Annotated in this window: 17 protein-coding genes and 6 pseudogenes; 10 read left to right on the plus strand and 13 right to left on the minus strand. The window is 62.4% G+C overall.

Annotated elements, in window-relative coordinates; genetic code table 11:
* Nucleotides 1–4 precede the first annotated feature (4 nt).
* The 3 genes from E7T09_RS15795 to E7T09_RS15805 form a co-directional block, all read right to left on the minus strand.
* A complete protein-coding gene (locus tag E7T09_RS15795; protein WP_136390168.1) occupies nt 5–958 on the minus strand; it encodes an ABC transporter permease in 954 nt (317 codons plus the stop codon).
* A gap of 13 nt (nt 959–971) precedes the next feature.
* The gene (locus E7T09_RS15800) at nt 972–2,537 is read right to left on the minus strand and encodes an ABC transporter substrate-binding protein (protein WP_168734882.1); all 1,566 of its coding nucleotides are present in this window, start codon (nt 2,535–2,537) and stop codon (nt 972–974) included.
* A 420-nt stretch (nt 2,538–2,957) separates the two neighbouring features.
* Nucleotides 2,958–5,189: an EAL domain-containing protein gene (locus E7T09_RS15805; protein ID WP_136390170.1), complete on the minus strand. Its 2,232-nt coding sequence runs from the start codon at nt 5,187–5,189 to the stop codon at nt 2,958–2,960.
* Between E7T09_RS15805 and E7T09_RS15810 the strand changes: the two are divergent.
* Nucleotides 5,188–6,306: pseudogene (locus E7T09_RS15810) on the plus strand (IS3 family transposase). The gene E7T09_RS15805 and the pseudogene E7T09_RS15810 sit on opposite strands and share 2 nt — an antisense overlap.
* A 24-nt stretch (nt 6,307–6,330) precedes the next feature.
* Here E7T09_RS15810 and E7T09_RS15815 read toward each other — a convergent pair.
* A complete protein-coding gene (locus E7T09_RS15815; protein ID WP_168734883.1) occupies nt 6,331–6,711 on the minus strand; it encodes a PAS domain-containing protein in 381 nt (126 codons plus the stop codon).
* 304 nt (nt 6,712–7,015) lie between these two features.
* Between E7T09_RS15815 and E7T09_RS15820 the strand changes: the two are divergent.
* Nucleotides 7,016–7,770: pseudogene (locus tag E7T09_RS15820) on the plus strand (IS6 family transposase).
* 350 nt (nt 7,771–8,120) lie between these two features.
* On the opposite strand, the gene E7T09_RS15825 reads toward E7T09_RS15820, so the two are convergent.
* Nucleotides 8,121–9,137 carry a Cj0069 family protein gene (locus E7T09_RS15825; RefSeq protein ID WP_136390172.1) on the minus strand — a complete coding sequence of 339 codons (1,017 nt, stop codon included), beginning with the start codon at nt 9,135–9,137 and terminating at the stop codon, nt 8,121–8,123.
* 213 nt (nt 9,138–9,350) lie between these two features.
* Between E7T09_RS15825 and E7T09_RS22115 the strand changes: the two genes are divergently transcribed.
* Nucleotides 9,351–9,482, plus strand: a complete 132-nt coding sequence (locus E7T09_RS22115) for a PxKF domain-containing protein (protein WP_255578443.1) — start codon at nt 9,351–9,353, stop codon at nt 9,480–9,482.
* 65 nt (nt 9,483–9,547) lie between these two features.
* Here the strand turns inward: E7T09_RS22115 and E7T09_RS15830 are convergent, their stop codons facing one another.
* Entirely contained in the window at nt 9,548–10,255 is a 708-nt protein-coding gene (locus E7T09_RS15830; protein WP_136390173.1) for an IS6 family transposase, read from the minus strand.
* 75 nt (nt 10,256–10,330) lie between these two features.
* Nucleotides 10,331–12,607 carry a bifunctional diguanylate cyclase/phosphodiesterase gene (locus E7T09_RS15835; protein WP_168734884.1) on the minus strand — a complete coding sequence of 759 codons (2,277 nt, stop codon included), beginning with the start codon at nt 12,605–12,607 and terminating at the stop codon, nt 10,331–10,333.
* 406 nt (nt 12,608–13,013) lie between these two features.
* Here E7T09_RS15835 and E7T09_RS15840 point away from each other — a divergent pair, with 406 nt between their 5' ends.
* Nucleotides 13,014–13,724, plus strand: a complete 711-nt coding sequence (locus tag E7T09_RS15840; protein WP_136390157.1) for an IS6 family transposase — start codon at nt 13,014–13,016, stop codon at nt 13,722–13,724.
* 20 nt (nt 13,725–13,744) lie between these two features.
* Here the strand turns inward: E7T09_RS15840 and E7T09_RS15845 are convergent, their stop codons facing one another.
* Nucleotides 13,745–14,203 carry a hypothetical protein gene (locus E7T09_RS15845; protein ID WP_136390175.1) on the minus strand — a complete coding sequence of 153 codons (459 nt, stop codon included), beginning with the start codon at nt 14,201–14,203 and terminating at the stop codon, nt 13,745–13,747.
* Nucleotides 14,204–14,313: 110 nt separating this feature from the next.
* Between E7T09_RS15845 and E7T09_RS15850 the strand changes: the two genes are divergently transcribed.
* From E7T09_RS15850 to E7T09_RS15875, 6 genes and pseudogenes are all read left to right on the plus strand, one after another.
* Nucleotides 14,314–16,581, plus strand: a complete 2,268-nt coding sequence (locus tag E7T09_RS15850) for a LuxR C-terminal-related transcriptional regulator (protein WP_136390176.1) — start codon at nt 14,314–14,316, stop codon at nt 16,579–16,581.
* 265 nt (nt 16,582–16,846) lie between these two features.
* The gene (locus tag E7T09_RS15855; RefSeq protein ID WP_136390177.1) at nt 16,847–17,098 is read left to right on the plus strand and encodes a hypothetical protein; all 252 of its coding nucleotides are present in this window, start codon (nt 16,847–16,849) and stop codon (nt 17,096–17,098) included.
* A gap of 44 nt (nt 17,099–17,142) precedes the next feature.
* Nucleotides 17,143–18,933 carry a family 43 glycosylhydrolase gene (locus tag E7T09_RS15860; protein ID WP_136390178.1) on the plus strand — a complete coding sequence of 597 codons (1,791 nt, stop codon included), beginning with the start codon at nt 17,143–17,145 and terminating at the stop codon, nt 18,931–18,933.
* Between the two features lie 36 nt (nt 18,934–18,969).
* Nucleotides 18,970–19,506 carry a GNAT family N-acetyltransferase gene (locus E7T09_RS15865; RefSeq protein ID WP_168734885.1) on the plus strand — a complete coding sequence of 179 codons (537 nt, stop codon included), beginning with the start codon at nt 18,970–18,972 and terminating at the stop codon, nt 19,504–19,506.
* A gap of 177 nt (nt 19,507–19,683) precedes the next feature.
* Complete coding sequence (locus tag E7T09_RS15870; RefSeq protein WP_136390180.1) at nt 19,684–19,884, plus strand: hypothetical protein; 201 nt, start codon at nt 19,684–19,686, stop codon at nt 19,882–19,884.
* A 7-nt stretch (nt 19,885–19,891) separates the two neighbouring features.
* A pseudogene (locus E7T09_RS15875) lies at nt 19,892–20,643 on the plus strand (IS6 family transposase).
* 211 nt (nt 20,644–20,854) lie between these two features.
* On the opposite strand, the gene E7T09_RS15880 reads toward E7T09_RS15875, so the two are convergent.
* The 5 genes and pseudogenes from E7T09_RS15880 to E7T09_RS15900 form a co-directional block, all read right to left on the minus strand.
* A complete protein-coding gene (locus E7T09_RS15880; protein ID WP_136390181.1) occupies nt 20,855–21,661 on the minus strand; it encodes a hypothetical protein in 807 nt (268 codons plus the stop codon).
* A 425-nt stretch (nt 21,662–22,086) separates the two neighbouring features.
* Nucleotides 22,087–22,449: pseudogene (locus E7T09_RS22270) on the minus strand (DDE-type integrase/transposase/recombinase); the annotation flags it as partial.
* 61 nt (nt 22,450–22,510) lie between these two features.
* Nucleotides 22,511–23,221 (minus strand): annotated as a pseudogene (locus tag E7T09_RS15890) (IS6 family transposase).
* Between the two features lie 38 nt (nt 23,222–23,259).
* Nucleotides 23,260–23,373, minus strand: a pseudogene (locus E7T09_RS15895) (IS982 family transposase); the annotation flags it as partial.
* Nucleotides 23,374–23,508: 135 nt separating this feature from the next.
* Nucleotides 23,509–24,255: a helix-turn-helix domain-containing protein gene (locus E7T09_RS15900; protein ID WP_136390182.1), complete on the minus strand. Its 747-nt coding sequence runs from the start codon at nt 24,253–24,255 to the stop codon at nt 23,509–23,511.
* Between the last annotated feature and the right edge of the window lie 79 nt (nt 24,256–24,334).

A 24,334-nucleotide genomic window follows, 5' to 3' on the forward strand; every position in this document is an offset into this window, starting at 1 on the left:
CGGCCTAGTCATACTGGATTCTCGGATCGACGAGGGTGTACAGCAGGTCCGTAATGAGCACCGAAACCACGAACAGCGTGGCGAACACCAGCACGCTGCCCTGGATCATCGGCAGGTCGCGCTGCTGGATGGCGCTCACGGTTAACAGTCCCATTCCTGGCCAGGAAAAGATGGTCTCGACCACTACAGCGCCCCCCAGCAGGCCCCCGAACTGGATGCCAGCCGTGGTGATCAGGGGCAGGGCCGCATTGCGCAGGGCATGCCGGTACAGCACCCGGCCAGGCGACACGCCCTTGGCCCGCGCCGTGCGGATGTAGTCTTCGGAAAGGACGTCCAGGAGTGCGCCCCGCGTCAGACGGGTCAGGATGGCGGTCAGTTCGCTGCCCAGCGCGACGGTCGGCAGGATCAGGTAGCTCAGGAACGGCCACAGCCCCTGGCTCAGGTTGCCGGTGCCGCCCCCGCCCAGCGGGAGCCAGCGCAGCTTCAAGCTGAATAGCAGGATCAGCATCAGGCCCAGCCAGAAGCTGGGCAGCGCCACCCCCAGCACGCTGATGCCTGAGGCCAGGTAGTCGGCGGCGGTATTCGGCCGCGCCCCGGCCAGACTGCCCGCGATCAGCGAGACCACTACCGCGAACAGCAGCGAGGAGATGGTCAGGATCAGGGTGTTTGGCAGCGCCGCCCACAGCTGCGAGATCACCGGCTGCCCGGCCACGATCGACTGGCCCAGGTCACCGTGCAGCACGTCCCACAGGTAGTGCCCGAAGCGTTCGTACCACGGCTCGTCGAGTCGGAGCTGCTGACGGACCCGCTCGAGCACCTGCGGGTTGGAGATGCCTGAACTGAGCGCCAGACTGATGTAGCTGCCCGGCGCGAAGGCCAGGAGGCCGAAAGTGATGAAAATGATGCCGGCCAACACCGGCACCATCAGCAATACACGGCGGACGAGAAACGGGAGCACCGGGCGCCCTGGCTTAGGGGCCGAACATGACGTTGGTCGTCGGCGCCACCAGCTTCATCGGACCGTAGGCGGGCACGAAACCCTGCACCCCGGCCCCGACCACCGCGTAACCGTTCTCGAAGTACAGAGGAATGCCTACCGTCTCGCGGAAAATGGCGCGCTGGGCGCGCTTCCACAGCAGGCTACGGTTCGCGGGCTCGACCGTCTGCAGGGCCTGGGCAAAGAGCGCATCAACCCCCGCGTTCTTGTACTGGTGGGTATTGCTGGCCCCGATGTTGTTGCCGCCGAACAGCGCGTACAGGCCAGTGGTGCCGGCGTAGCTGAAGTCGAAGAACATTCCGGTGTTGCCCTTGAGCAGGTCGTCGGCCCATACCGACACGTCCTGCTGCTGGAGGCTGGTGTCGATGCCGAAAGCCTTGAGCTGGGTGGCGAGGATGGTCAGCACCCGTACCTGCGATCCGGCGATGGTCTTGAGGCTGATCGTGAGCGGCTTGCCGTCCTTGGCGTACTGGCCCTGGTCGTTCTTGGTGTAACCCGCCTTGGTCAGCAGCGCGGCGGCCCCGGCCGGGTTGTACGACCACAGGTTCTTGAGAGTCGGATCGTAGCCGAAAGGCACCCAGGGCGGCACCTGTCCATAGGCCCGGATGGCGTGCGGCCCCAGCACCGCCTTGTACGCGCTGTCGATGTCAATCGCCATGGAGATGGCCTTGCGCACGTTGGGGTCGTCGAAGGGCGCCGTTTTGACGTTGAAGCCCAATCCCCGGTATGAGCCCGCACCCTGAACCAGCTTCACACTGCGCTGATTGGCCAGCTGCGTGGCGGAATCGACGTCCAGCAAGTAGGGCACCACGTCCACCCGGCCACTCTGCACGGCCAGCGTGGCGACGGTCGGATCCGGGAGGTAGATGAACTGCACCTGCTTGAGCTTCGGCGGAATCCAGTAACTGTCGTTGCGCGTGAGCGTCAGCGTCTGGTTAGGCGTGAAGGACTGCACCTTGAACGGCCCAGAACCCACCGGCGTGCGCGCAAAACCCTCTTCGCCCAGCTTTTCGATGGCCTCGTGCGGCACGATCGCCACCTGGGCGAGCTGGTTGGGGTCGATCACCAGGAACGGATTGGGCTTGGCGGTCTTGATCTCGACGGTGTACTTGTCGGTGGCCTTCACGCTGGCGATGTCCCCGATCGAGTAGGCGTTGCTCACCTTGGTGAACCGGTTGACCGAGTACACGACGTCAGCGGCTGTCACCTCGCGGCCCTGGCCTTTGGCGAACACCGCGTTGCCATCCTGGAACTTCACGCCCTTGCGTAGGGTAAACACCCATGTGGTGCTGTCGGTCGTTTTCCAGCTGGTCGCCAGCAGCGGACGGGGCGTTACCTTGACATCCATGTAGACCAGGGCGTCGAAGACCAGTCCATCGACATTCCCTTCGTCGTTGCTGCCTCCGGTCTTGTAGGGATCGAGCTGACGGAGCGCGGTGAACGAGATGCGGAGTGTACCGCCATCGGCAGCAGCCTGTGCCGAAGCGGCCCCCAGAAAAGCAGAAAGAACCCAGAGTCCAGCCACCAGGCTTGTCGACATCCATCGAGTGTTCTTGCTCATGCAAGCTCCATAAGTGTAGGAAGGCGTACGTCATCGACCTGCAATCTCCGGAACTTCGCTATCGAGCGGGTATCATGCGTTGTTCTATCGTTCAGACCCCTTAGATTGCAAGCGTTCTTACACGATGCGTGAGCCGCCGACGGCGAAGTGACCAGTGGCGGCATGCATGGCCATCGTGATGTTCTGGCGATGGCCAGCCAACAGGCGTGGATCAGATACGGGACGCTGAGCCTGGGTTGATGGGCGGTTCCACCATTGGGAAGACGGGCGGGGATCGCGAAAGCAAGGCAGAGTACGGATCGATTCATCTTCTTCAGGACAGGCGCGGTTGGTTGGCGCTGCCACACCAGTGAGCGAACCTACCTCTGCCTGTTGACCGATTACTATCCATAACGGGTGTTAATTGCCGCTGGCCGCCGGAAGAAAGATCTCGCTCGCAGACCTGGGCCGCGCAAACAGGTACCCCTGTCCCAGAGAACAGCCGAGTTGCTCAAGCGCCTCGCTCTCCTCCCGAGTTTCGATGCCCTCGCCAATCACCCCCAGCTTCAGGCTGTGAGCCAGGTCAATAATCGCCTTGACCACCGGAAAGTTGACCGACGTATCGCTTAAGCCCGTCACGAACGAGCGATCGATTTTCAACAGGTTGATTGGAAATTGCACTAGGTAGCTCAGACTCGAAAACCCAGTCCCGAAGTCATCGATCGAGATGGTCACGCCCAGACGACGAAGCTCATGCATTCGCTCCACTGAGGTGGCAACGTCATCCATCACCAACCGCTCCGTGAGCTCCAATTCCAGTTGCTCCCCAGGAAGCCCGGTCTCGTGGAGGCAGGCAGCCACCATCTGAACGAAGTCAGCGTGTTGGAACTGCACCGATGAGACATTCACCGCGATCCGGACAGGCGGGTGCCCGGCCGCTCGCCAGCGCACCCCCTGGAGGCAGGCTTCCCTCATCACCCACTCTCCGATCGGGATGATCAGACCCGTTTCTTCGGCGAGGGGGATAAAATCAGCCGGCGACACCACGCCCAGGTGCGGATGCCTCCACCGCAGCAGGGCCTCGACCCCGATCAGGGTCTGGCCCGCCAGCTGAACCTGGGACTGGTACAGCAGTTCAAGTTCGTTCTTCTCGACGGCCCGGCGCAAGTAGGTGATCAACTGAAATCGGTCGTAGGCGTGCCGACCCAGGACGGTTTCATACACCGCTATGTTCTGCTTATTGCTCTTGGCGTGATACATCGCCAGATCGGCGTTGCGTTGTAGGGTTTCGCTGTCACGACCACCTTCGGGCGTCAAACTGATTCCAATGGCGGCGGTGAGGTAGAGTTCCCGCTCTGCGACCAGAAAGGGAAGGGCGAAGCTGTCCAGGCAACGCTGCGCCACCTGCATCGCGTTCATTTGATTGGTGAACGGCAGAATGACTGTGAATTCATCGCCGCTCATTCTCGCCAGAAGGTCACCCTGTCGCACGCATGCCAGCAGGCGCTGGGCCAGACTGACCAGCACTTGATCGCCTGCCAGATGACCCAGCGAGTCGTTGACGCCCTTGAAGTCGTTGACATCGATGTACAACAGGGCCATCGGACTTTCGGCCTTGAGTGCCACTTGAATGACTTCTTGAAGGTGTTCCCCAAACAGCACTCGGTTGGCCAACCCGGTCAGGGCGTCGTGTTTGGACTGGTAGACAAGGTGCTGAGACAGGACGTGGTGTTCGATCGCCACGGCCGCGAGGCGACTGGCTTTGTTCAAATCCTGCAGCACCTGCTCTGGAAAGGCACCTGGACGCTGGCCGTACAGCGCCATCGTGCCGAGGACGATGTTGGCGCCGTCGATGATGGGAAGCGAAGCGCAGGCGCGTAAATTGTTGGTGATCAGCAGGTTGAGGTGGTCGGCGCAACTGGGATTCGTCGTCACGTCCTCGACGACCACCAGTTCGGCGTGCAAGGCGGCTGTCCCACAGATGCCTTCGCCCCCGCTGATGTCGAGGCCATCGATGGCCTGCCGAAACGCAGCCGGAAGGCTGGGAGCGGCACAGGTGTAGAGCCGCCCTTTGTCATTGAGGAGGATGGTGCAGGCATAGGTGGGCCACTGCCGTTCGAGCATCGCGGCGGTCTGCTGCAAAATGGCATTCAGGTCTTTTCCCTGGACTGTCATCTCCAGGATTTCGTTGCGGTCACTCTGGGCCTGCTCTTCCACTTTTTTGGCGTTGATGTTGTACGAATACACGGTGAGGCCAGCAGCGTAAGGATAGAACCGAATCTCGAACCATTCCCGTTGGACTTCGCCAAATATCTCTATGGACGCAGCTTGCTGTTCACGTACTGCCGCATGAAAGTGAGGAGACAATAGGGTCTCTAGCGGTTCTGGGAGGACAGTCCAGAGGCTCTGACCCTGCAGCGTTTCACTGGGTTGGCCCAGGAAAGCGGCCATCCGAGAGTTGACATACAGCAGGCGCCATTCGTTGTCCACCGAGAGGCAGGCTTCCTGAACGCTTTCCAGGATGTTCTGGATGAGTGTGGCGTTCGTCAGTGTCTGGTGTTGAGAGTTGTGCTGACCTGAACCCGGAAAACCTGTCCACGTGAGAATGCAGGGTCTGGCACACTTGGGGCATCCCCCCTGGAGGCCAGCCATGCGAGGAAAACGCTTCACCGAGGAACAGATCGCTTTCGCCCTGAAACAAGCCGAAACTGGTGTCTCCGTCCCGGACGTCTGCCGGAAGATGGGCGTCGCCGAGTCGACGTTTTACAACTGGAAGCGGAAGTTCAGTGGGCTGGGGGTCAGCGAGTTACGCCGGCTGAGACAGCTCGAAGAGGAACACCGCAAGCTGGGGCAGCTGGTGGCCGATCTGAGCCTGGACAAGGTCATGCTCCAGGACGTGATTCAAAAAAAGCTCTGAAGCCGGCCCAGCGGCGCGTGCTGGTCGATCACCTGCAGTCGGGCTACCCTGGCAGTGAACGGCGCGCATGCGCCGTTCTGAACGGGTGGCGCAACGTGTACCGGTATCGAGGAACACCTCGGCCAGAAGAGCAACTTCTCCTGAAAAGGATGACCGAGATCGGGCACACCCGAATTCGGTATGGGTACCGGCGGATTCACGTACTGATGGCTCGTGAGGGCTGGCACATCAACCACAAGCGTTTCTTTCGGCTGTACCAGCTGGCGGGCCTGAGGGGCGCGGATGAAGCGACCCCGACGCCATGTGAGTGCGGCACGTCGTGCCGCACAGCCACCACCACAACAGCCCAATGAAGTGTGGTCGATGGACTTCGTGTCAGATGCGCTCTTTAACGGGAAGCGGTTTCGGACGTTGACCCTCCTGGACGTGTTCACGCGGGAATGCCTGGCCATTCATGTGGACACGAACATGACAGGTGAGCGGGTCGTCGAGGTCGTACGAGAAGTCAGCCGGCACCTCGGGGTGCCGGCGCGGATCCAGGTCGACAACGGCAGCGAATTCATCAGCAAGGTGCTTGATCTCTGGGCCTACCAGAATGGCGTGACCTTAGATTTTTCTCGTCCTGGACTGCCTCAGGATAATGCGCACATTGAGTCGCTGGGCGGGAGTTTCCGCGATGAATGCCTGAATATCCACTGGTTTCTGTCGCTGGACGACGCAGCGGAGAAGATCGAAACCTGGAGGGGCGACTATAATGACCTCAGGCCGCACTCCTCGCTGGAAAATCTTGCGCCCAGCGCATATCGAGCCAGGATTGCCTCGACCCTTCGCCCGTCAGACCCGCCAACCTGACCTGGCCACAATTCTGGGATCGGCTCAGTGCAGTTCAGTGATGTTTTCATGGATGAGCATTAACAGGGGGGCATCGGTAAAGGGCGTGACACACAGTCGGAACCAGCGGTGTTCGTGGGTGGAATGGCAGGGATAGACCTGGAAATACTCTGCCATCTCGCCGGAAATGACTTTGCGTATGCCCTCCGCTGCCGCTTGTCCATCCGTTGATTGGCCTGTTTCACAGGCCTGCAGGTAATTGCTGCCCACTGCAGCGTGAGGGGGCAACAGGCCATTGTCGTGGTTAAACCGGTGCCAGGCTTGATTGACTTCAACGATCAAACCGCCATGGTCGAGCACAGCCAGAGCGGAAGGGACGGCGTCGAGTGCTGCGTGATGAAGCTGAAATGCCTGAGCGTGACTCATACGTTCCTTTGGCGCGCCAAGGAACGGAGACGCAGGGATCATCTTTCCTGGGCTCAACCTTACATCATGGACGACAGACGATCCTGCAAAATTCTTGATTTGAACGAAAAGTATGAAGGCATCCAGGAGCCGACTCCTCGCATTCTGACGACCAGTCAACAGTGGTGACCTGAACGAAAAGCCGACTCCTGTACGGGGTATCCGCGATGAAGGGCTTCACACTTCAGAGAATTTCGCGCCGAGTCCAAAGCGACTCAAGTGCCACCGGCTCGGTTATGGCACGTTGTTCGAGGAGGGTGACGCGGTGCTCAGTGATCAGAAGTTGTCAGGGTATCGATTCCCCCTCGCGGTCATCGGCTACGCCGTCTGGCTGTATCACCGGTTCACGCTGAGCTCCCGGAATGTCGAAGAACTGCTGCTGGAACGTGGGATCTGCGTGACCCGGGAAGCGATCCGCCCCTGGTGCATCACCTTCAGTGACCTGTTCGCCCAGGGCCTGCGCCACCGGGAACCCCGACGGGGTTCCCGGTGGCATCTCGACGTTTGGGCTTGTGGATGTCGGAGGCGTCAACCCCTGGTTGTGGCGAGCCGCCCTGGAGCATGGCGCTGTGCTGGACGTCTTCCTTCAGCGCCACCGTGACACAGAGGCGGCCAAGACCGTCTTCAGCCGGCTGGTGGGAGAGCATGGTGTTCCGCTCACGGTGCACACCGACACGCTCTGGAGGTACCGGGCAGCCCTTCGCACGCTTCCCGTGCTCCACAGCGTGGAGCACGTTGAGGTCGGGTCCACGGCGCACTGCAGTACCCTCGTAGAGCACTCCCATCGGCCCACACGCCGACAAGAGCGGCAGCGGGCAGGCGTCCTCATGGGCGTCCGTTCTGCCCAAGAAGCAGCGAGGATTCAGGTCACGACATCGAGCTCAGGGATGCCTTGACCTACACGCCAGAAGCACGAATCTGCACCACTCGGCCCGCTGTACCGTTCCCGCGCATCATCGTCGTCACCACCCACAACGGGCATTCGTGCTCTGGCGCGACGTCGTGAAGCAGGTGGCCTGAACTTCAGGCCACCTGCTTCACTGGGTCTCCTTCATTGCCCTGGCGGCAATAACTTGCCACAACCCTGGCCATGGAGGGCGAGCGGCAGTTTGCTGGCCTTCAGGACTTCCTGTGGTGCGTCCACGCCCTGACCGCTGAACGGCGGCTCTCCCGGTACATGTACCTGGCCCGCAAGCCAGACTGACCGGACTGAGGCAAAGTGCCTCGGTACGCCGGGGCATGGAGCGGACGAGAGGGGATCTCGTCCTCAGGCCGGCATCCGTGAGCGACTGAACCGGCGCTACGCTGCCACATGGGTAGGCGCGGATAATGCAGGGGCGCGGTCGCAGCTCCCCAGCGGCAGATCGGGCCTAGATGCCGGAAACGCGCCGCCGCACCTCGCGTCCGATTTCGGGAATGGCGCTGTCAGGAAAAGGCGAGACGCAGCTCACGTTGATCTCGCACAGGGTGTACTTGTCAGGATACCGCGAATACGGATCATCAATGAAGAAATCAGCGTCCCACAGCACGGGCAGCGCATCCGCTTCGACCCCGCAGCGCTGCATGAGCTGACCCACCCAGCGTTCTTCCATCAGCCGCTTCAAATCGCTGAACAGGCCACACTGCGCAGAATAGTAGTGGCGCCGGCTGGGCATCACGGGGACGGCGCCGCTCGGGTACAGGGCGATGATTTCCTGGTAGCCGAACCCGGCCACCCGGTCGCCGCACAGGTAGCAGCGCACCATGCCGTTGGTGATGTTGGCATTCCAGGCCTGGTTGATCAGCGGCTGACCCTGGGCGAACAGGTTCTCGAACCGGGCATAGAACGCCTCGGCGCTCAGATGTTCGACCTCCGCGCCACGGTGCGCGTGTAGCACCGACAGTCCGTCTTCTCCCGGCACCTGTGACACCTTGTAAATCCCGTTGCCACCGTCCCCGCGAAAGCGCTTGAGCACACGGCTGTGCGAGCCTGCGAAGGAATCCGCGAAGCGCGTGACGAAATCTGAGAAGTCGGGGTAGAGCTCCACGTCGGAACCCCAGTCCATCTCGCGGGTTTCGTACAGCACCCGCTTGGTTCCGATGCGCTGAATGGTATCGGGGTGGGTGCTCACCATGACCCCGGCCCGGCTCACCTCCAGCAACAGCGCATCGAGGACGCGGCGATCCTCGCCGTTTTCAAGTGGATTCACCCAGACCAGCAGGGCGTCGAGGTGCTGAAGCGGTGCCCGCAACGCCTCGGCGCGGGCGTTGTTGTAGACGATGGATTCGACCCGCAGCCCGTCAGCGCCAAGTGCTTCGGCCAGCGCCCGGTATTTCTCGTCGGTGAAGACGCTGCGGGCCAGGTCGTCCTGACCGGAGATCATCATCCCAATGGTGGGTGTCATCATACAGCCTCCTCTGTCCACCGCTCCACGCCGGTAGACGGGACGTCATCTGAGCAGCGGCGAACCTGTGAGTCGAATACGCCCAGTTCCCGAGGACAGCAGCCGTCGTTGTTCGAGTGATGGAGGACGTGCAGGCGCCCCTCTGGCCTGTTCCAAGAGCAAGGGCGATTGATCACGGCGCTGGGGTAAGGGTGCGTTTTCATCCCCCCTTACATCCTGTCGTATTCCGGTGGCGGGCAGTACATCTACGTGTGGAAGACGGATCCCAGCTGGTCGAACACGTGCCGCAAGCTGACGGTGACGCTGAAGGATGGCAGCAGTCAGGTCGCGTACTTCAAGTTCCGCTGAGGGTTGTGGCAAGTTGTTGGCTTCAAGACTGCAGAGAAGCGTCAGAAACGCAGGCGGCCTGAACTTCAGGCCGCTTCCTGTACCACTGTGCGCCAGATGTCGAACGCCTGTTTCTGCTGGTAAGGACGATGATGAGCGGGAACGGTGCAACTGGCCGGATGGTGCAGATTCGTGATGCGAGCGTGCAGGTTGAGGAACCCTTGTGCTCGTGGTCGTGACCTGAACCCGCATTGCTGACGCTCCTGTCGGCGTGTGGGACGATGGGACTGCTCAATCAGGTTGTTGCAACGGGCCGTGACAACCTGGACGTGCTCCACAGCGTGGAGCACAGGAAGCTCGCGAAGAGCGGCACCGTAACTCCACAGCTTGTCGGTGTGCACCGTGACGGGGACGCCATATTCACCCAGCAGCCGGACGAAGAAGGACTTGGCCGCTTCAGTGTCCCGGTGGCGCTGAAGGAACACGTCCAGCACTGCACCGTGTTCATCGACGGCTCGCCACAACCAGTGTGTAACGCCCCCGACGTCCATGTACATTTCGTCGAGATACCACCGGGAACCCCGTCGGGGTTCCCGGTGGCGCAGTCCCTGGGCAAACAGATCGCTGAACTTGATGCACCACGTGCGAATGGATCCGCGGGTGACGGCAATTCCTCGTTCCAGCAAGAGTTCTTCGACGTCCCGATAACTCAGCGTAAATCGGTGGTAGAGCCACACGGCATACCCGATGACCTCAAGCGGGAACCGGTAGCCGGGGAGCTTGTGACCACTCAACACCGCGCCAACCTACCAAACCAACTTGCCACAACCAGTGGTACCGTCCTGTTCTACCTGGACGGCTTGGCCAAGCTACCTGCCGTCTCCAGCCCAGTCATCGCGGTGCACCGGAACCATCAGCGTCAGGGCGCTGGTCTCCGGTCGACCGCTCTCACTCCTTTGCCGGTCAAGCAACATTGCCGGTTGTGGCCGTCCAAAGAGGTATCCCTGTCCCATATCGCATCCCAACGTGCGCAGGATTTCGGACTGTCCGGTCTCCTCGATGCCTTCGGCCACTACGGTCAGGCCCAACCCATGTGCCATGGTCACCATGGCTTGCACGAGTGTGACGTTGAGAGTGTCCATCGCCTTGACGAATGACCGATCCACTTTCAACACCTGAACCGGAAGCTGTTGCAGGTAGCTCAAACTCGAATATCCCGTGCCGAAATCGTCCAAGGCCACGCGGATGCCAAAGGCGCTGAGTTCTCGCAAGGTGGCCACTGAACGGGTCATGTCCGTGATCAATGCGCTCTCCGTCAGTTCAAGCACCAGTGCGTCCCCGGGGAGATCGCGTTCGGTGAGGATGGCCACGAGGCTAGCTACAAAGCCCTCACGCAGGAACTGCATGGCCGAGACGTTCACCGTAACGTAGATGGTCGGCCAGTCAGCGTTACGCCACGTTCTGATCTGTGCCAACGCGGTGTGCAAGACCCAGTCTCCCAAGGGGTCAATCAATCCGTGCGCTTCGGCCACCGGAATAAATTTTGCCGGCGGTACAGCACCAAGGACTGGAGACGTCCAGCGCAGGAGCGCCTCGTACCCGACCACGACTCCATCCACAAGTCGAACAATGGGCTGGTAATGAACCTCAAACTCACCCCGGGTGAGCGCCAGGCGGAGGTGGGTGTCCAGACGCACTTGCTCAACCGCCGTCAGGGTGTCCTGTTCGTCGTACCAGCACCACGTGGCCTTCCCGTGTCGTTTGGCCTGGTACATCGCGATATCCGCCTGTTTCAGGGCTATGTCAGCGTCGTGCGTCTCCGTGGGGCACACCGTGAGACCAATGCTCGCTGTCAGGAAAACCTCCTGTCCCTCAATCGTTACAGGGAGAGAAACGGCTTTCAGGATACGCTCAGCGACTCGTGTGGCCTCATCTGCGTGCCTCAGCCCCGTCAGAACCACCACGAATTCGTCTCCACCGACGCGGGCCAAGATATCCCCGACCCCGACTGTGCCAACCAGCCGGTGGGCCATCTCTTTAAGAACGTGGTCTCCGGCGGGGTGACCGAGGGAATCGTTGACGAGCTTCATCCGGTCAAGATCGAGGAATAGGACGGCGACAAGCTGTTCACGGTGGCTGGCCGTGCTAATTGACTCGGCTAGGTAGCGCTGGAGGTTGACCCGGTTGAACAGCCCCGTCAGGTGATCATGTTCTGCTTGATAAGCCAGGCAGCGGTGCAGGCGTGTATTGTCCACAAGGCCCAGCACTTGGCGGAGGAGGACGAGAAGGGTGACGATCGCCAGGGTGGGATTGATCTCAACCCCGTTCTTCAAGCTGGGGTCATGGAGCATGAAGAACACGGCATATACCACGACTATGGCCGCGTTGGGTAGCAAGAGATGCTCTGTGCCCGTGCGCACAGGCCCAGTCCGCGTCCTAGAGGCCTCATGCGTGGTACCCGCGCCCACCCGGCCCATAAAGGCAGCAATACCGAAGCACACTGCGCCCCACGACCACAGGGTGTCGAGGAGCTGTCCCAGTTCGTAGAGGTTTTTGCTGGTGCGGTAAGCGTAAAGGAGATCCGCCAAGAGGAAAAGCCCGAGACCCAGAGCCAGCATCCCCAGTTGACGAACCGTCAGGTGCCGGGGTCGCCAGAGCATCAAGCTGAGCAGCAGCGCGCACAGGGCCAGATCCGTGATCGGATAAGCGAGCGCAATCGACAGTGCGAACGCCTGTCCCTGGTAGGCTTCGGCCGTCGCCCGGACATCGAGTACCCACAGCAAGTCCCCGCACGCCAGCACGACGATCATGATGTCAAGCAGGAAACTGGCGTTCTGCAGCCTGCCGTGAATCAAGCGTGGGAAGTGCGCGATTCCCAACACGAAGCAGGGAATCAGGGCCAGATACCCCACGTCAGCCAGGGATGGGAACGGATTGGTCTTCGTCGCGATGTACAGGCAGGTGTACACCATCTGTCCAAGACCCCAACTGAAAATCCCAAGAGCCAGCCACCCCCAGGCCCGGCGTTCGGGGCCCGTATGCCGCCGTGCGGTCTGCAGAGTGAGCGCAGCACTAAGTGCGTAAATGGGGAAATAGATGAGGTTGCCAAGATAGGGGCGTAGAGACTCCGGGCCAGCGCCGGTCATCACCCACATTAGATGGAGGGTGGCGCACCCGATGAGGAGCAGAAGCAAGGAGTGCTGGCGCAGAAGAGGTTTCATGAATGCCACGCTCAGCATGACAGGGGTGCTCTCACCGCTGCCTTACGCCTAACGGATTGTGGCAAGTTGTCTGCTCCAAAAAAGCAGCAGAGCGTCACAAAGGTAAGCGGCATGAAGTTCACACCGCGTGCTGCACGGTCTCGTGCCAGATCTTGAACGCAGCTAGAACCCATTTGGGATCTGCGGGTGACCCGATTTGGCGTAGATGGAGATAAGCCTCGAACACAGGCGCCATCATGACCAACCGCAGAATTCATACCGGTGAGTTCAAGCGAAATGTTCTACAACTCGGTTGTGTTGCCTTAATCAGGCCCGGGTAGTGTGACCCGCTGTGACTGATCCAACCCCTTACCGCCACCGATTCCCGATGACCATCATCCAGCACGCCGTCTGGCTGTACCACCGTTTCCCGTTGAGGTATCGAGACGTTCAGGAATTGCTCCACCAGCGCGGCATCGAGGTCAGTCACGAGACGCTGCGCGAATGGTGCATCACGTTCAGCGACCTGTTCGCAGATGACCTGCGCCAGCGGGAACCCCGACGGGGTTCCCGCTGGCTGATGGACGAGGTCTGTACGACGGTCAATGGCGTTCGACACTGGCTGTGGAGAGCGGTCGACGAACACGGCTTCGTGCTCGACATCTTGCTGCAGCGTCACCGCGATACCAAGGCGGCACAGACCTTCCTGACGCGCCTTCTGAGTGAATACGATGTGCCAGAGGTCATTCATACCGATAAGCTCTGGAGGTACGGCGCTGCCCTGCGGGAACGTCCTGTGCTCCACACTGTGGAGCATGTCCAGGTTGTCTCCACGGCGCGCTGCAACAATGTGATTGAGCAATCACACCGATCCACACGGCGTCATGAACGGCAACAACAGGGGTTCAAGCGACGAAAACGAGTGCAGGAATTCCTCTGCCTACACGCCAGCATCGAGAACCTCCACCACCACACACGAGCGAGCGTGCCCGCCTCCATCAGACGAAATAACCAAAAACAAGCGTTCCAGACGTGGTCAGCGGTCACGGCAGGGGTGGCCTGAATCTCAGGCCACCCCTGCCCTCACCATGGCGTGATGCCAGTTAAGGCAACACAACCGTCAACACGACCATCGAGCGGCAGCGCGACCAGCACTTGACCCTCGTCGTCCGCCTTTGGATCAGGACGGACGATCAACAGGTCACAATCGCCGAGAAACATGCCGACGACGAGGTCCCCTGCACGGGCGTCATCGTACCGCGCGAGTTGGTAAGCGTCTGTGGCGTGCCGCGCAGCGCAAGGATCGTGGATGACCAAGCCCCACTGACCGTACTGCATGTCTTCAAAGAGTCGAGCACTGGCTGCCAGAAGCCAGAAGTTATGCAGAGCAGCAGGGACGTGGTGTATCACGGCAAGATCGCTCGCGTCGCTTGGTGCAGTCAACGTGTGTCGAAGTGGCAGCGGCGTTTCACCGGCCGACAGTCCAGGAACGGGATCAAGAGATTGCAGGGCGTTGAGGACTTGTGTGATTGAGCGAGCCACGTCGTGATGGTAGTGCGCGCGACGTGCTATGCACGTTTTGTGCCGCGCACTAATACGTGCCATGCGACGCGGGGTGAAGGCCCGTCTCACCCCGATGTGTACAGTGGGTCATGACGATCCTTCCACGGACGGATCCCAGCCGTGTGGCCCCCCCGCCACTGGTCGGACGGGCGCACGAGCTCGCGGTAGCACGAGAACTCCTGACCCGCCCAGATCTTCGGATGGTCAGTCTCCGCGGCCCCGGCGGCGTGGGCAAGACCAGCCTGGCCCAGGCCCTGCTGGCGGAGATTTTCCCCACCTTCGACCTCGGCGGGTGCTTCGTGAACCTGTCTATCCGGCGTGGCGAGGGCCAGATCCTGCCGGCCATCGTGCAGGCCCTCCACCTGCCGGCCTCACCAGACCCAGCCCTGGATCAGCTCGCGGCCGCCATCGGACACCACTCGATCCTGCTGGTGCTCGATAACCTCGAACACCTGCCGAGCCCCGAGTCAGACCTCGCCGCCCTGACAGAACGCCTGCCTGGCGCGCGGTTCCTAATCACGAGTCGGCGTGTACTCCACTTGCGCGGCGTGCAGGAACTGCCCCTAGGCCCGCTCGCCGTGCCCAGGGAAGTCGCCGGCGCCGCCGACAGTCCCGCGGTTCAATTGTTCGTGGAGCGCGCGCAGGCGGTCGATCCCGACTTTACCTTGACCCCCGAGAACGCCCCGGTGCTCAGCGCCATCTGCAGGGTGCTGGAGGGTCTGCCACTGGCGCTGGAACTGGCCGCTGCACGCTTGCGCGCCGTGGATCCGAATGGCCTCCTGGGCTGGCTGAACGCTCCCCTCGAAGTGTTGACAGACGGCCCCGTCGATGACCCGCCCCGCCGGCAGTCCCTGCGGAGTGCCGTGCGCTGGAGTGCCGACCTGCTGACCCCGGTCGAGCGCGAGGTGTTCCTGGCCTGTGGGGCGTTCCTGGGTGGATTTACCCTCGAGGCCCTCGAGGCGGTGGCTGGCATTGACGAAACCCGGGCCGTGTTGATCGCGCTGGTCGATCACAGCCTGGTGCAGCGCGCGGTCGGGCCGGAGCCCCGCTGGCGGCTGCTGGAACCCGTGCGGGAGTTCGCCGTCGAGGAGGCACACGCCTCGGGTCAATTTGAACGGCTGGCTGACAGACATGCCCACTACTACCTGGCCCTGGCCGAGCGGCTCACCTTGACCACCACTGGTCTGACGCCGCACGCTGTGGCGCACCTGCAGGCAGATGATGCAAATCTGCACGCCGCGCTGGAACACGTCATCACCTCTGGTGCGACTGAGGAGGCGCAGCGCTTCGTCCAGGCCCTCAGCAACCATTGGGCGGGCCAGGGAGGTCTGTCCAGTGCCGTGACCCTCTGCCGTCGGGTACTGGCCTTGCCAGGCGAGGGCCACACGGCGCGGAGAGCTGAAGTACTCCAGCTCTCCGCGTGGCTGGCGATCCGCGACCACCAGTTCGGCCCGGCGGAGACCTGGGCTCGGGAAGGTCTCTGCACGTGGCAGGCCCTCGGGGATACAGCTGGGGAAGCCTCCGCCCTCGCCACGCTCGCCGATATGCTCGCCAGTCAGGGACAGACCGCTGAAGGCGTCCGGTACTTCCTGCAGGCCCTGACCCTGGCCCAGGTGCACAACGACCTGAACCTGGAGGCCCAGACGCGTCACAACGTGGCCGTCTCGCTCGGCCAGATCGGTGAGTACGCCGCCGCCCTAGAACACCTCGATCGGGCCTTGGAGATCAACACGGCCCTGGAGCAACCGCTCGGTCAGGCCTACACCAGTGCCCTCAGCGCGCGGCTGCACGCCCTGAACGGTGACCTGGAGGCTGGCCGGATCCGCCTGCAGCGCAGCTGGCAGGTGGGCCGGGAGTTAAATGACCGCTTCTTTGACGTCCGCTTGTTGTATATCGCGGCCCTGCTCTCCCAGCGGCGGGGCCACCTGATCCTGTCAGTGCGGCTGGCGGCAGCCAGTGTTGCCCTCCAGCGGCGCTCCGATGTTCGAATGCCGACACCCTATGAACGCGAACGCACGACCCTGATGGCCGACCTGCGCGCCGCAATCTCTGAATCCGAGTTCACGGCGGCGTGGGAGGCAGGGACACACGCCGGCCCCGAAACCGTCGCTGCCGATCTCGACGACGCCATGCAGGCGGCGGTGCCCAGCGCGCTGCCGACGCATCACCTGACTCCCCGTGAACTGGAGGTACTGATTAGGGTGAGCGAGGGGAGCAGCGACAAAAAGATCGCGCAGGTACTGGGCATCAGTCCGGGTACCGTGGGGAAGCATGTGGCCAGCCTGCTTGGCAAACTGGAGCTGCACAACCGCGTGGAACTCACCCGCTGGGCCGTCGATCATCACGTGACCCCCTGATTCTCCCCATGCGGGGCCGCACCGCCCCCCGCATGCTCCCGATGCGCCGTAGGGAATGTGCCACCTAGCGTACAGACACCGGTCTGAACCACAGCGATGCCCGCTGGGACACGGATCGCAAGGGGGAACGACGATGCATGGACGGTACGGACGGAGCGTGCTGATGGGTGTGGTGCTTGTCCTAAGCCTGGGGAGGCCCACGCTCGCCGGGCGGATGGTACTCGAACCAGGCGTCAGTGAGGCCCGATCAACGGCCTCATCGGCAATGACTGACGTTCTGGTGGCACCAGGAGCCTGGGCCCGGCTGGACATGGCGCTCGGTGAACACCGCGTTGAGCTCATCAGCGGTGAGATCAGCGTGGTGTTCACCAGAGATCGCCGCACCATGTCCGCGGGTGAAACACAGGTGATTCCTGCAGGTATTGCTTTCGGCCTGCTCAATACCGTGGGCGAGCCAACACACCTCAGGATCTCGGTGGTGGCCGCGCAGCTAGCGGGGGCAGGGGTGACGAGGTGAGCTGCGGGAGAGGACGAAGCTATGCCGCCGATCTGGAGGATCATATGAAACGCTGCTGCACCGCTCCCACCCTCCTCACCACCACGATGCTGCTGACCCTAACGCTGCCCGGCAGCGGGCACGCTGGGGGCGGATCGGGGCCTCGCACCTACACGAACCCACTCGACGTCAGCGGCCCGCAAGAGGTCGTTAGCTGCCCCGACCCGTCCATCCTCGGTTCGCGTATCCCTGGCGACACCCACTGGTACGCCTACTGCACGAGTGATCCTCACAGCGACGCCGAAAACAACGGCATTGGAAATTACCCCATTCACCCCATCACGATGTTACGCAGTGCCGACCTCACCCACTGGGAATTGATAGGGGACGCGCTTCCTGACAAGCTGAAGTGGGCGTCAGACCAGGCGTTCCTCTGGGCGCCAGAGATCGTCGCCTGGCCGGACGGCACGTACCACCTCTACTACGCCGTGTCCCAGACGCTGAGCGGTGGCTCGGCCATTGGAGTCGCCGTGAGCGCCAGCCCGACTGGCCCCTGGGTCGATAGCGGTCGCCCGGTCGTGGAGCCTCAGGGAGAATTAGCGGTGCTGGATCCGGCGGTAGTCGCAGGCAGCAGCGGGCGGCACTCCCTGTATTTCGGCTCCTTCCGGAGCGGAATAGCCGTCCGCGAGTTGTCCCCCGACGGCCTACGCAGTGATCCCAAGACCCAGATCCGGGTGGCCGCCCCCTCCGGCCCAACCGGATTCGGGGGCCCAGAGGTCGTGAGGCACGGGAACTACTACTACCTCTTCGGGGCGAGCAGTCCCTGCTGCGCCGGGCCCATGACTGGAAACGGCGTCTTTGTCGGCCGCTCCACCTCACCGACCGGCCCCTTCCTCGACAGGACGGGACGGGATCTGAACGCCACTTGGGCAGGGGGCACACCAGTCGTACTGAACAACGGTGGCCGCTGGGTCGGCCCCGGGATGGGGAGCGTCTTCAGTGACGCTGCCGGGCGCGACTGGTTGCTCTACCACGCCATCGACCAGCGCGAGCCGTACTTTGAGCAGCAGACACAGATCAGCAAGCGGCACCTGATGCTCGACCCCGTGGACTGGGTCGGCGGGTGGCCGACCGTGCGGAACGGGCATGGCCCCTCGGACGGCCCGCAGCCAGCTCCAGTGGTCAGGCCGGGAGATCTCGAGACCCAGGCTTCTGCCCCTCTGCGGCCTGACCGGCCAGGTGCCGCCATCTCCGCGCGCTCGGATGAATTCTCAGGAACCCGCCTTGGCCCGCAGTGGCGGTGGGTGCGCCCACCCGCGCCAGCCGGCTTCAGCGTGGCCGGAGGGGCATTTAGCCTTACGAGTACGCCGGGTGACCTCATGGATGGGACGGCGCCTGCCCTGCTGGAGACTGCACCCACAGGCGACTACGTGGTTGAGACGCGGCTGAATTTTCCGCTTCCTGAAGGCGCCGCTCCGGACGGAGTCGAGGCTGGCCTGGTGGTGTACTGGGATGACCATAATTTCGTGCGGCTGACCGTCGGCGCCCTGGGCACGGTACGTGTGGCGGCATTCTACAAGGCGACCACAGCTGGAACAGACCGGGGGTTCCCGTCTATCAGCTATGGGCTGGCCGGTTCCGCCTCTCCCACCACGTGGTTGCGCATCGTGAAGCGGACGGTAAAGGGCGAGGGGCAGTACACGGCTTACGTGAGCACGGATAGCCGGAACTGGGAGCGGGGCGGTACGTGGACGCTCGACCCGGGTGGAAAGGCGAGGGTCGGGCTGGTCGCACTCTCCGGCGCCGGGTACCCGGCCCATTTCGCTTACCTGCGCGTGTCCCAGCTCTCCCCCTGATGGAGAAGTGGCCTGACCGTCATGGTTGAGGAGGTCATGATGCTTTCCATCGATCAAGTGTCGACCCTTCAGCAGCGTGTGGCCGCGATCGAGCTCTTCCGCGAGTACCTGAACTGGAATAAGGACGAGCTCTTTCGCCACTACGGCATTGAATGGGACCTTCACGCCACGCTGGAGCATGACCGCGAGACCATCGAGCAGTTCATGCGGCCTACCGGTCGTTTACTCCTGGCGTCCGTGAAGGGACAACCCGTCGGCGTGCTGTCGATGAAAGTGCATGCCGATGGGACGGCCGAGTTGAAGCGAATGTATGTGCGGCCGTCGTGGCGCCGCAACGGCATCGGGGAAGCGCTGGTGGCCCGGATCATCGACGAAGCCCGGCGGGACGGTCGTCATCTGATCCGCCTCGACAGTGCTGGGTACATGCACGAAGCCCACCGGATGTACCGGCGGCTGGGCTTTCACGACACGGAGCCGTATGCAGAGAGCGAGATCCCGGAAGAACTACGGGAGCACTGGGTCTTCATGGCGTTGTCGATGGAGACGAACGGAGATGACGAGAACGCTCGATAGGGATGGATCCTGCTCGTGTCCGTTCATCCTAGGTACGGAGAAATCGTTAGATCGGGTCATGAGAACCCGGATCCTGGAGGGCACATGGACAGACTGCACGTTTAGTGGATCGTACTGCTGGTATGCCTCGGTTCCACGGATGCAGTTGGCATCAAGGGCACGCTCACGGGCACGGTTGTGGATTGGCCGGCCGGTACGGGCGGCACCGTGCAGCTTCTGATGGACTGGCTGGATGACCAATCCGTCATTCAGGTTGGCACCCGACTGGACACGACGGGCAAGTTCAGCGTCACGCTGCCGGATCTGAGGGCCAGCGGCCTGAGTGCCACGCTGCCGAAGATCTCCGGACGGTTATGGCAAGTTGTTGGGGTAGGGTAACGCGGTGCTGAGCGGTCAAAAGCTTCGTGGCTACCGGTTCCCCCTCGCGGTCATCGGCTACGCCGTCTGGCTGTATCACCGGTTCACGCTGAGCTCCCGGAATGTCGAAGAACTGCTGCTGGAACGTGGGATCTGCGTGACCTGGGAAGCGATCCGCCCCTGGTGCATCACCTTCAGTGACCTGTTCGCCCAGGGCCTGCGCCACCGGGAACCCCGACGGGGTTCCCGGTGGCATCTCGACGTTTGGGCTTGTGGATGTCGGAGGCGTCAACCCCTGGTTGTGGCGAGCCGCCCTGGAGCATGGCGCTGTGCTGGACGTCTTCCTTCAGCGCCACCGTGACACAGAGGCGGCCAAGACCGTCTTCAGCCGGCTGGTGGGAGAGCATGGTGTTCCGCTCACGGTGCACACCGACACGCTCTGGAGGTACCGGGCAGCCCTTCGCACGCTTCCCGTGCTCCACAGCGTGGAGCACGTTGAGGTCGGGTCCACGGCGCACTGCAGTACCCTCGTAGAGCACTCCCATCGGCCCACACGCCGACAAGAGCGGCAGCGGGCAGGCGTCCTCATGGGCGTCCATTCTGCCCAAGAAGCAGCGAGGATTCAGGTCACGACATCGAGCTCAGGGATGCCTTGACCTACACGCCAGAAGCACGAATCTGCACCACTCGGCCCGCTGTACCGTTCCCGCGCATCATCGTCGTCACCACCCACAACGGGCATTCGTGCTCTGGCGCGACGTCGTGAAGCAGGTGGCCTGAACTTCAGGCCACCTGCTTCACTGGGTCTCCTTCATTGCCCTGGCGCCAACAACTTGCCACAACCTGGGCGAGCACACCCCTGGTTCGGTACCCGGCCGGTGCGAAGGATCCGGAGCAGATCCCAATGCAGGGTGCGGGAGGTGGTTCCTTCCGGGTGATTACCTGGTCAGACCCGTCATGCTGGAGGCCATGGCGAGCACGTGATGACGGGTCAGGGCGCGCGGCCACCCGTGACGAACAGGTCGAGATGCACTCCGGACAGGTGCTGACGGAGGTACGTCAGCAGCACCCAGATGAACAGCACCACACTTCCCATTTCCAGGGACTCCTCGAGGGTGACCAGGATGGGCATGGCCACGCTGTAGAACTGGCCAGAGAACTCCAGCATCCCCTCGATGACTTCCAGCCCCATCGCACCCAGAACGTACAGCGCGCCCGCCAGCATCATCCCGCCGGCCGTGCGCCGCGGCAGATGCCGCAGGAACGGGACGAACAGCACAATCACCGCCACCACCACCACCGCGTACGGCAGCACCCAGGCGTAATGCAACACGGCAGAATCACCCACGATCTTGCGCACGCCCATGGTGGCCCGGTCATGCACCTGTGCGACCTCGTCAATAGACAGGTACACGAACACTGCGCTGACCGTCATCCACAGCCGCTGGAAGTGGTCGCGCTGCTGCCGTTTGGCCAGCGCGATCACGAAGGCCAGGAGCGCCGCTGTCCCCAGCAGGAAACTGGAGAACATCGTGGGGATATTGGCTTCACTGCCGAGGGCGAACATGGGGACGATCAGGTCACGGAACGGGAAGTCAGTCTTGATGCCGGACGCGATGCGGCTGACGATGCCCAGAGCGATCACGACGAGTGTCCCGATGATCAGTGCGCGGATTGAGGCGGTGATGTTGAGCGGCACGGGCAGAGCCGACACGTCGCTGGCGGGGCGTGCTGTGCCGATGGTGTGGGGGGAGGGTAGGGATGGCGTGGTGGTCGGGGGGATGGGCTGGGTGGTCATGTGTGGGTGTCTCCCTGTGGTACGCGTCAGGCCGGGATCGGCGGTGGGCCACCCGGCAAGCCTGACACGGAGCTGACATACGGAGGATAGGTGAGCCTGCGGTACCACACCACCCCAACTGGGTGACTGGATGGTCATCGGTGAGCGCCGCCCTCACGCGGCTACATGCACTCCAGCCCGTGGTGAGCGAAGGGCAGTGTTGGCTTGGTGGGAAGTCGCTCTACCGTCACCAGCTCCAGCTGTGGGAACGCGGCCGGGTCTCCAGCGGGGAAGACTTCTGGACGCTGCTCGGGTCTGAGGGAGCGGCACGTGCAGCACAGCAGTCTGAGCGGTTGTGTTGCCTTAACTGATCTCACGGCAGACTGAGGGCAGGGGTAGTCTGAGTCTCGAACCACCCCTGCCGCGACCGTTAGCCACGTCTGGAACGCTTGATTTTGGTTGCTTCTTCGGATCGTTGCGGGAACGCTGGCCCGGGCATGACGGTGGAGGTTGGTGATCCGGGCATGCAAGCGCAGGAATTCCTGCGCTCGTTTTCTCCTTTTGAAGCCCTGCTGGCTTCACTCATGACGTCGTGTAGAGCGATGTTCTTGCTCGATGACGTTGTTGCACCGGGCCGTGGAGATCACCTGCTGGTGGTCGACGTCAGCCAAGCTCGGGACCTCCCGGATCGCGGCTCCGTAACTCCTGAGCTGATCCGTATGAATGACCTCTGGGACGTCGTACTCAACCAGTAGCCGGGTCAGAAAGGTCTTCGCAGCTTCTGTGTCCCGATGTTGCTGAAGGAGGGTTGTGGCAAGTTGTCGCCTTCAGGGAGGCCAAGAAACGTTAAGGACGCAGGCGGCCTGACCTTCAGGCCGCCTGGTGCACCACTTCGCGCCAGAGATGGAACGCCTGTTTCTGGTGCTGACGACGGTGATGAGCGGGAACGGTGCAGCGGGCCGGGTGGTGGAGATTCGTGATGCGGGCGTGCAGGTCAAGGAATCCTTGAGCTCGATGTCGTGATCTGAAACCGCGCTGCTGGCGCTCTTGTCGGCGTGTGGGCCGATGGGAGTGCTCTACGAGGTGATTGCAGCGCGCCGTCGACACGACCTGGACGTGCTCCACGGCGTGGAGCACGGGAAGTTTGCGCGGGGCCGCACCATACCTCCACAGCTTGTCGGTGTGCAGGGAGACAGGGACGCCGTGCTGGCCCAGCAGCCTGCTGAAGAAGGCTGTGGCCGCCTCCGTGTCCGGTGACGCTGCAAGAACACGTCCAGGACAATGCCGTGCGCATCGACGGCTCGCCATAGCCAGTGTGTGACCCCACCGACCTCCACACGCCTAAACGTCGAGATGCCACCGTGAACCCCGCCGGGGTTCGCGGTGGCGCAGTCCCTGGGCAAACAGATCACTGAACTTGATGCACCACGTGCGAATGGATTCGCGGGTGACGGCAATGCCGCGCTCCAGTAAGAGTTCCTCGACGTCCCGATAGCTCAACGTGAATCGGTGGTCAAGCCAGATGGCGTACCCGATGACCTCAAGCGGGAACCGGTAGCCGGGAAGCTTCTGCCTGCTCAACACCGTGCCAACCTACCAAAACAACTTGCCACAACCCTGACCTTCTGATGGGCACAGCGCTTGTGGTCGCTGAAATGTCGTCGTGCCCATCGGTGAAGCGTTCGGATCACCTGACGACGGCCTAAACTGTGGTGGAGCCGGTATCTGCACATACCGGCTCCATTTTTGTCGTCTCAGAGGACATCAGCGCGGAATCGTCGGAGGCCTAAACGACGTGCTATCGATTGAACTTGGCCGCACACCAAGCCCAAGGAAAGTGCGGTCTTCGCGCGAATGTCGTCCTGGAATCACGCCTGACGTTTAAGGAGTGGGCGGCGGTCTCCCGCGGTGCCGGCCGCCCTGAACTCACTGGGCGTCAGGCCAGCCACCTTCTGGAACTGGCGGGCAAACGCGCTGTGGTCGGCGTACCCGCACGCGGTAGCAATCTCGCCGACATCCAAGTTCGTGGTGAGCAGGAGGGTGGACGCACCGCCCATACGCGTCTTCATGAGCAGTTGTTTGGGCGTCAGGCCGAACAGGCGCTGGATGGTGCGGGAGAACTGATCCTCGGAAAGGCCGGCGCTGGTGGCCAGGGTGCGCACGCGCAGGGGCTCAGCATACCGCTGCTGGATTGTATCCAACGCCTCAGCCAGGCGGGGGTACCGGGCGCCCGGATCGCGAGTCACCGGGAGCACCTGTGAGATCCCGCACAGGCCGATCACAGAACCACACGGGCCTAGAAGGGGGAGCTTCGTGGTCAGGCACCAGCCCGTCTGTCCCCCGGGGCGCAGGTACAGTTCCAGCTGTCCGGTGAGGGCCACGCCGGTGCGAATGACCTGCTCATCCTGCGCCGTGTAGTACGGCCGTCCGAAGACCTGCGTGGCCGTCTGTCCGAGGACGTCACGTTTGTCCCGGCGTCCGCTGAGGCGCAGCAGGGTACTGTTCACGCTTACGTACCGCAGGGCCGTGTCCTTGACGTAAAACATGGTGTCTGCCGCGTGGTCGAGCAACGCTTCCACCAGCGCAATTGGCAGCCCATCGGGGAGCCTCGTCATCCTGAGAGCGTACCGCCGGGCTCCAGCGTTATGCCGAAATCCGCATCACGTCAGGGTGAATGCTCAAGACTTCAGCGAC

It is taken from the genome of Deinococcus sp. KSM4-11 (genome assembly GCF_004801415.1).
Lineage (GTDB): Bacteria > Deinococcota > Deinococci > Deinococcales > Deinococcaceae > Deinococcus.